Source organism: Protofrankia sp. CiP1_Cm_nod2 (assembly GCF_920664355.1).
In the GTDB taxonomy this organism is placed as follows: domain Bacteria; phylum Actinomycetota; class Actinomycetes; order Frankiales; family Frankiaceae; genus Protofrankia.
The window spans coordinates 1-891 of sequence record NZ_CAKKTL010000080.1 but is presented as its reverse complement, the minus strand read 5'-3'; the positions used below and the strand labels follow the sequence as shown (position 1 = coordinate 891).

General features: G+C 73.0%; 1 pseudogene. It reads right to left on the bottom strand.

Annotated elements, in window-relative coordinates:
- Positions 1 to 735 (bottom strand): annotated as a pseudogene (locus NBW84_RS11145) (hypothetical protein); the annotation flags it as partial.
- Positions 736 to 891: the final 156 nt, after the last annotated feature.

Below are 891 nucleotides of genomic sequence, written 5' to 3'. Positions count from 1 at the left end.
GTGCCGGCTGTTCTGGTCGTGCCGGAGTGCTGCCGGGCGTCTCGGCTTCGGGCGGCTCCCCGTCCGGACCAGGCTGCGCAGGCCCCTCAGGTCGGCGACCACGGAGCGGGGGACTGCGGTGGCCCAAACGCGGCTGGTACGCGGCGTTATCTTCTTCAGGATGCGCGTAACTGTCTGTAGATCACGTCCGATTCGTTCGTCCGGTGCGTGGGAGCGGACCAGGGCCAGCGGCGCGTAGCAGGCGAGTTCCTCCGCCTCGGCGATCCGGAGCAGGGCAGCCAGGGCCTCCTCGGCCTCCGCCGTCGTGATCGTTCGCTCGGGGGTGCGGGCGTTGGCCGCGATGTGAGCGCTCAGCCGCGTCGCGCTGGCTCGCGGGGACTCGTTCGGCCGCAGCGGCATGCCGAGATCGACGGTGAGGTCGGCCAGTTCGGCCCAGGCCGCGTGCGCACGGCTGTCGGCCGCCGCGTCCCCGTCGTCGGGGGCCTCCCGCAGGGTGGCCCTGAGGCGCTGTCGACGGCGGGCCATCCGCAGCAGGGCTGGTCCACCCAGTGGCGCGAGGAGGGCGGCCCCCGGCAGGAACCACCAGAGGATCGCGGGCAGCGGCCCGTCGCTGGTGGGCCGCGGCTGTGTGAGGGGCTGATGCGCCACCGTGTCCTGCCCGTCGCCGCTGGTGGTGCCTGCGCTCGGCGCGGCGGTCTCGGGCGCGGACGACGACCGGGCGGCGCCCGCCTGCACGGAAGCCGTGCTCCCTCCAGCCGGCTTCTGGACCTGTGAGTAGCCGGGGATGGCGATGCCCGCACTCGCTGGCGGGGTCGGCTCGAAGGGGATCCATCCGGTGGGGGCGAACCACACCTCTGTCTCTTATACACATCTGACGCTGCCGACGATCTT